The organism is Brevibacillus sp. SKDU10 (assembly GCF_001645205.1).
In the GTDB taxonomy this organism is placed as follows: domain Bacteria; phylum Bacillota; class Bacilli; order Brevibacillales; family Brevibacillaceae; genus Brevibacillus_B; species Brevibacillus_B halotolerans.
In genome coordinates this window covers 1-6,798 of sequence record NZ_LSSO01000004.1, presented here as the reverse complement: position 1 = coordinate 6,798, position 6,798 = coordinate 1, and the positions used below count along the sequence as shown (strand labels likewise).

The 6,798-nt window shown below is 39.9% G+C and carries 6 protein-coding genes; 5 read left to right on the top strand and 1 reads right to left on the bottom strand.

All coding sequences use genetic code 11. The features are described 5' to 3' along the window. Positions 1 to 135 precede the first annotated feature (135 nt). The 3 genes from AYJ08_RS00890 to AYJ08_RS00880 all read left to right on the top strand — a co-directional run bounded on the left by AYJ08_RS00890 (position 136) and on the right by AYJ08_RS00880 (position 3,752). On the top strand, positions 136 to 1,896 hold the full coding sequence (locus AYJ08_RS00890; protein ID WP_064016214.1) for a SulP family inorganic anion transporter: 1,761 nt from the start codon (positions 136 to 138) through the stop codon (positions 1,894 to 1,896). A gap of 388 nt (positions 1,897 to 2,284) precedes the next feature. Next, positions 2,285 to 2,719 carry a hypothetical protein gene (locus AYJ08_RS00885; protein WP_031414663.1) on the top strand — a complete coding sequence of 145 codons (435 nt, stop codon included), beginning with the start codon at positions 2,285 to 2,287 and terminating at the stop codon, positions 2,717 to 2,719. Then, entirely contained in the window at positions 2,709 to 3,752 is a 1,044-nt protein-coding gene (locus tag AYJ08_RS00880) for a phosphodiester glycosidase family protein (protein ID WP_064016213.1), read from the top strand. The genes AYJ08_RS00885 and AYJ08_RS00880 overlap by 11 nt, the downstream gene beginning before the upstream one ends. Before the next feature lie 89 nt (positions 3,753 to 3,841). On the opposite strand, the gene AYJ08_RS00875 is transcribed toward AYJ08_RS00880, so the two are convergent. Beyond that, positions 3,842 to 4,924 carry a hypothetical protein gene (locus tag AYJ08_RS00875; protein WP_064016212.1) on the bottom strand — a complete coding sequence of 361 codons (1,083 nt, stop codon included), beginning with the start codon at positions 4,922 to 4,924 and terminating at the stop codon, positions 3,842 to 3,844. Positions 4,925 to 5,202: 278 nt separating this feature from the next. Here AYJ08_RS00875 and AYJ08_RS00870 point away from each other — a divergent pair, with 278 nt between their 5' ends. Next, the gene (locus tag AYJ08_RS00870; protein WP_064016211.1) at positions 5,203 to 5,652 is read left to right on the top strand and encodes a MarR family winged helix-turn-helix transcriptional regulator; all 450 of its coding nucleotides are present in this window, start codon (positions 5,203 to 5,205) and stop codon (positions 5,650 to 5,652) included. 576 nt (positions 5,653 to 6,228) lie between these two features. After that, on the top strand, positions 6,229 to 6,798 hold a 570-nt coding region (locus AYJ08_RS00865; protein ID WP_157452761.1), incomplete at its 3' end, for an NTTRR-F1 domain.

The following is a 6,798-nucleotide window of genomic DNA, read 5'->3' as shown; positions in this document are numbered from 1 at the left end:
TCTTGTTTTTTTGTTTGTAAACCAAATTTTTACCATATGTATCAGCTCTTTTCCTACATTGACAAAAACGGATCAGCGGGTGTATATTCCCCTTATATTCAAATAATCAAATATATAAAAAAAGAAGGGTTAAAAATGAAATTGTCGGGAAGATTTGAGCACTACAACAGTACTTATTTTCGACATGATCTCATATCAGGGTTAATTGTAGGTGTCATTGCCATTCCTTTAGGAATGGCTTTTGCTATTGCTGCTGGCGTTAGCCCTCAATATGGAATTTACACAACCATTATTGCAGGTTTTCTTATTTCTTTATTTGGTGGGTCCAAATTTCAAATTGGGGGACCTACTGGGGCTTTTATTCCCATCTTATTTGCAATTGTCATGCAGTACGGGTATGAGAATTTACTAATTGCAGGCTTATTAGCTGGAATAATGCTCGTTCTGATGGGAATCTTTAGGCTAGGTGCACTTATTGCCTTCATTCCGCGTCCAGTTACCATTGGGTTTACGTCTGGCATAGCTGTCATTATTTTTACTGGCCAAATTGCAAACTTTTTGGGGTTAACAGGAGTCCAAAGGCATCAAGACTTTCTTTCAAATATGCGGGAGCTTGGAATCCATCTGTCCACGATCAATCCATACAGCATTGTAACCGCACTTATTTGTTTCGCTATTCTTTTGATTACACCCAAGCTGTTTCCAAAAATACCTGGGTCTCTCATCGGACTTATCTTGTCCAGTTTGCTGGCAGCATGGTTTTTTGAAGGAAAAGTGGCTACCATAGGTTCGACATACGGGGAAATTCCCAGTACCCTTCCCCACTTTCATATACCTGATATCACCTTGGATCGAATTGTTCAGTTACTTAAGCCTGCCTTTGTGATTGCCCTACTCGGAGGAATTGAATCTCTGTTATCTGCAGTAGTGGCTGATGGTATGACTGGAACCCGTCATAAAAGCAATCGTGAGCTAATTGGGCAAGGAATTGCAAATATGATTACCCCCTTGTTTGGTGGAATCCCTGCAACTGGAGCCATTGCTCGTACAGCTACCAACATAAAAAGTGGTGCCAAGAGTCCCTTTTCAGGAATGATTCATAGTCTGGTTGTATTAATCGTATTATTGCTGTTTGCTCCGTGGGCCTCTTCCATTCCTTTAGCCAGCATGGCCCCTATCTTAATGGTTGTGGCCTGGAACATGAGTGAACGCAAGGCATTTGTTCACATCGTAAAAACCAAAACAAGTGATTCGCTTGTCTTAGTAATCACTTTCTTCCTAACTGTATTAACCGATTTAGTAACGGCGGTCGAAGTAGGTTTAATATTGGCAATTATATTGTTTGTAAAGCGAATGAGAGACATATTAACCGTTGCAAAGGTACTGCCTGATCCTACGGTAAAACACGAAAAAATGTCTCCTCATATGGTAAAGGAAGGACACGATTGTCCCCAAATAGCTATTTTTACCATCGAAGGAGCGCTATTCTTCGGTGCGGCTGCTATGTTTGAATCATCAATTATGCAAACCATTCATTATCGCCCTAAAATACTACTCCTGAAGATGGCGAAGGTTCCTTTTATGGACACCACTGGTGAGTCTAACCTTGCAAATGTAGTGAACGATTTTACAAGAAACGGTGGAAAAGTTCTCATATCAGGCATTCAGACTCAGCCTAAAGAAGTTATAACAAAAACAGGTCTGGCAGATAAAATTGGGGAGGAGCACTTTTTTGCGCATACAGGTGAAGCTATTGAGTACGCTTTAACTCAATTAGATTATCAAAAATGCTTAGGATGTAAGCATTTTAGCTTCCGTGAATGCACGGTCTTATCCGATCCGAATGCAGCGAAACAGCAATCCATTCTGCCACCCAAACAATTGTCAGAACAATAAATAGGAATGTAACTAACGGACAGTTTTAGATTACGAAACTGTCCGTTTCCATTTTTTATATAAATGTCCAATCCAGCTTTATTATTGCAAGCAGGTAGTCTATCTCATGCTATACAGGTCGAAAAACAGCGAAATTCCACGGATTTAGCAGATAACTGCTGAAAATAACCTCTTTTCTTAGCTCTTCCAATTGATTGGTAAAATACACGTAATTCATTCCATGCTATAATAGAGTGTCGTGTAAAAAATGTCGTACTCACGCTAAATTACACGAATGGTGTCTTGTTTAGATGCCTTTGTTTGGACAAGCTTTTTCGAAAAAGAGAACAAGAAAAAAGCTCCCTAACTACAAGGGACTGTCCTGACTTCTTGAATGGGAGGGAATGGAATGAATCAAAGCTATATGGAGCAAACAAAATCAGCTTCAGCAGCCGTGCGACCATCAAAACAAAAACGACTAAGCACTCCCAAACGCAAGGGAATATTAGTCGCTGGTATTGTGCTACTCTGGGGTGGATTGTGCTTTGGCGGCTTTCAGCTTGCGCAAAGTTATATCTCCGCTTCACAGAGTTATCTGGATCAGCGCATAAGCATGGTGGAAGCCAAAAATGATGAGTTGATGAAGATGATTGAAACACAAATGGGAAATGTACAGTCCGAGATGAATGGAATTAAAGAGGAATTAGCATTAACTGGTGAGACCATCTCTGGAACAGACAAGACGAAGCAAGCTCTATCACAACGAATTACAACATTAGATAAACAATTGGCGGAACTGAAGGGCTCTCTGAAAAAACTGGAGGATGCAGCTCGTGCTTTCTAGGCTGAATCTGTTTTTTGTTTTATTGCTGGCTCCCCTTTGTGGGATTCTGCTTGCTTTTGCCAAGCCCTCACCCTTGGAAGCCAATATGGACAAGCTATCGTTAAAAAGCGCTCAACTCGCTGCCCAAATTTCGGAGCTGGAAAAAGCCTCTAATGAAACGAAAGACATTTTGGCAAGTCTACGTAAAACGGCTGATCAGGATAAAAAAGAAGCAGAGCATTATCAGAAACAGCTTGATAATCTGGTAGCAGCTAGCAAAAACCAGACGAAGCAATCTACTGGATTACTAGATGAAATTCTAGCAAACCTGCTAGGAGATCCAATTGGACAAAACTTCGGTAAAAATTCGCGAATTAAAGTGTACTCGCTGAAAGAAGCTGGATATAGCGGCTACATGGCAAAAGTCCATCTGTATAACCCCAATGCGCTGAAAATGGTCTTGGCCAACGATAGCGTTTATAGCAGGGGGGAAACAACTAGTCATGCAGCAAAACGAAAAGGTGCCGTCTTAGCAGTGAATGCAGGTGGTTTTGATAAACGCAATGGTAAACTGGCCCCACTCGGCATTACAGTGGTAGATGGACAGGTCAAGACGTTTTCCAATAATCCGAATCTAAGCTTTGTCGGCTTTAATAAAAATGGTCGCTTGCACAGTGGACGTCTTACATCACAGGAGCAAGTGAAAAAGAACGGCATCATGCAGGGAGCGAGCTTCTTGCCAATCCTTTTGGAAAATGGTCAGAAAAAAGCAATTCCAAAAGCATGGGCAAACCGGCGTGAACCACGTACACTGATCGGAAATTTTGAAAATGGTGATCTGTTATTTATCGTAATTGACGGACGCAATAAAGGTGGCAGCAAAGGGGTTACCCTAGAGGAAGCCCAACGTAAACTGCTTGAGTTTAAAGTACGTGACGCATACAACCTAGATGGCGGAAGTTCCAGTGTCTTTTACTATAATGGTAAAGTTTTAAACCATCCTTCTAGCGGGCGGGAATTACCTTTGACTACTCATTTAGTAGTTCTTCCTTAACTTTTCGTACTACACTATTCATTACAAAACGCGTTCCTGAGTTCGATATAAGCAGGAACGCGTTTTGTTTTTACTTGCAGACTATCAAATTATGCTTCGTTCAGCTGCTTTAGTAGCCGATCTGTAATTCCTTCTAGCTTTTCAAAATAAACTGCTTGCTTATTTTCATTAACGATCTGATCCCGGAACCATTTAGCTTGAATCAAATGCTCCTTCGCTTGTTTGATTGTCTGATTATATTTATTTAATATGGAGCGTAATTGAAAGGCATATTTCTGGTCCGTAAACGGAGCAATTGCTCGTTCATACATATCAATAACGCGATCAGAGCTTCGGCTGGGAAGATATTCATGCGGGGCTGTACTATCAAAAATCGCTACATTAGCTTCCGGTACAATAACCATGTCTAAGCTATTTGGGTCTAAGGCACAATGATAAATTTCCATATCAAAACCACGCTGTTTGGCTTCCTGAACCACTTTTTTTAGCAATGTAGACTTCCCTGAACCAGGGCGTCCTTTTATAAAATACCGCACGATCTCTTCCGTTAGGCTCATAATATAATCCACATTACCATTTGGCGTAGCTGCCCCAAAATAACATTCTTGCACACGCGATTCCTTCTGTAAAAAAACATCCCCAAAGATTGTATGGCAGACTTCTTCTGCTGCCTTGTTGGCTTTCTCAAAATCTAGATTACTAATATAAATTCTCTCCCAATCATCATGAACAAACAACGCATCACGATAAGAATCATACGCTTCTTCTAATTCAGCCTCCATTTGTTCTTCGTATTCCTTATTTTTATTCTCTGATTGGGTAAGCCTAGTTACATCACAAGCTTCTTTTATATTAATAACAGACAGTTTAAACCTTGATTTGTCGGCAACTGCCTTCTCATAAATGTTTCCATCTAAAATGGCAATTCGTTGGGTTGGTAATAGCAGAGCATCTATATCTTTTTGCTCCCAAGGAGAATGAACCACTTGTATGGTATCCCCTTGTTCAGCCAACCTCTGTTGGATCGATGCAAGAACAGCCGACTTCCCAGTGCCGATCGGACCATCTATCAGGTACAGGTAATTTATATCTTGTAAAATGGAATCATAAAAGCTGTAATACCCTTTGGAGGTATAAACTGCTGCGAAAATATGGCGTACATGGTTTGGCATATGAAATCCCCCCTCTTCATTGTCATAGACGAACAACACCCCTACGCGACACACGGTTAGATGTCAGATGAATACACCCAGTCAACCTCCCGGACACTTTCTTGGTCATATCCGCTTCCTATACTATATGCAAGCTCACTATGTGTGTTGAAAGCATCCTTTACAATTTATAAAGCATCAGCTAAACTTATGCATGCAATCGTTCGATATCAAATAATTCAAACTTAAACTATTTGTCAGAAATCAAAGTATCAAAATTGAATAATAGGAGGGTAGAAATGAAACAATCCCTTGCGTTTCTGCAATCATTTTGGGCTATCAATAGGATCACATCTAAATTGACCCAGCTAGATGCTGCCCATGCTGGCCTTACCTTGCAACAGTTAGCTATCTTAAATGTCATTCGCTTCCATCCGGAGTTAAAAACATTGAAACAATTAACAGATCGCTTGTTAACAGCTAAAAGCACTCTGGGCATCTCTATAGATGGACTAGTAACGCTTGGATATCTTACCAGTGAACCTTCTCGAGAAGATGGACGCGAAATCATTTTGTCGTTGACACCTGAAGGACACAAGTTATCTCAAACGATCAATAATCACTCTTCTGCTCATCATGTTATGGAAACTGCTTTACAAAGCATGGATCCTGAAGATGTGGATACCTTACTCAGATTGTTAAAATCCTTACATATGCAGCTACACAGCCTTAAAACGGGAGTACATTAATTTAGATGATACCAGCGTAGTATCTGCTACGCCGGTATTATCTCATGTAAAATGGAAGTTATAAATTAGGATCACTTTATTATTGATAGAATCCTCTATTATTTTTACCAGTCCCCCTTTTCTATTGATCGCAAATTAGGACTCAAAAGTGTATTCTTTGAAAGAATGAATTCTCCCTCCGCTACTTTTATCAAGCCCCTATTTCGTTTAAACCTTCCCATTCATCTATTATTTTTTGCTTCCTTAATTGTATTGATTGTTTTTATTCATCTCTCCTCTACTTTTCCAAGGAACTCGATATTCAGGAAAGACGTGCGTTTTTTTGTAAGAACAAGCTATAAAATTATTTTTGCTAATATAAGGTCTTTTATTATCTCTGTTTGTTTACATCTGTAAGCTTTTATGTGATTAAGCTTTTTAATCTTCTTTATGTGTCTTAATATAATCTATTTCTCTAGGCAATCCTTTTCTTTCAAAATTGGGATTCGAACTAATGATACTTACCGTTCCCTTAATAGAATGGGCAACATACGATGTACTAGCACCAAAACCTTTTTCATGAAAGTGGTGGTTTAGTTGCCCTTTAGTAACAAAATTGTAAATGGTGGTTTTGAAACGGGAACCCTGATCCCGTGGAGCTTTACAAATGTAGCAATTACTAATCTACAAAGTCACACCGGTTTTTTTAGTGCACGATTATTTGGAAATGCAGCAAATAGTCTATTGTTTCAATCAGTACCTGTAACACCTGGAGATAGTTTCGAATTGTTTCTATCCATTGCAAAATTAGGTAATTTATTGAGTCCTCAAGTAAACATTGCTCTACTCTATTTAGATGTAGCAGCTACCCCTGTTGGTATTGGAATTAATATTACAATACCAACAGGTCATCTTCCGGATAACGCAGCTGATATTTGGACTACAATTTACGAAACCACTACTGTTGTTCCAGCAACTGCTACTCAAGCTTTGCTTATTATTAATAAAATTCCTGCCCTATTTACTGCGGATATAGTTGTTGATGACATCGCATTATTACAGGTTAGTGGAGGTGCTACTGGGCCGACTGGCGCTACCGGTGCTACTGGGGCTACTGGCGCTACTGGCGCTACTGGACCTACCGGAGATACTGGCGCTACTGGACCT

Coding starts and splice junctions, on each gene's coding strand:
- AYJ08_RS00890 (WP_064016214.1), top strand. CDS start 136: ATGAAATTGTCGGGAAGATTTGAGCACTACAACAGTACTTATTTTCGA.
- AYJ08_RS00885 (WP_031414663.1), top strand. CDS start 2,285: ATGAATCAAAGCTATATGGAGCAAACAAAATCAGCTTCAGCAGCCGTG.
- AYJ08_RS00875 (WP_064016212.1), bottom strand. CDS start 4,924: ATGCCAAACCATGTACGCCATATTTTCGCAGCAGTTTATACCTCCAAA.
- AYJ08_RS00870 (WP_064016211.1), top strand. CDS start 5,203: ATGAAACAATCCCTTGCGTTTCTGCAATCATTTTGGGCTATCAATAGG.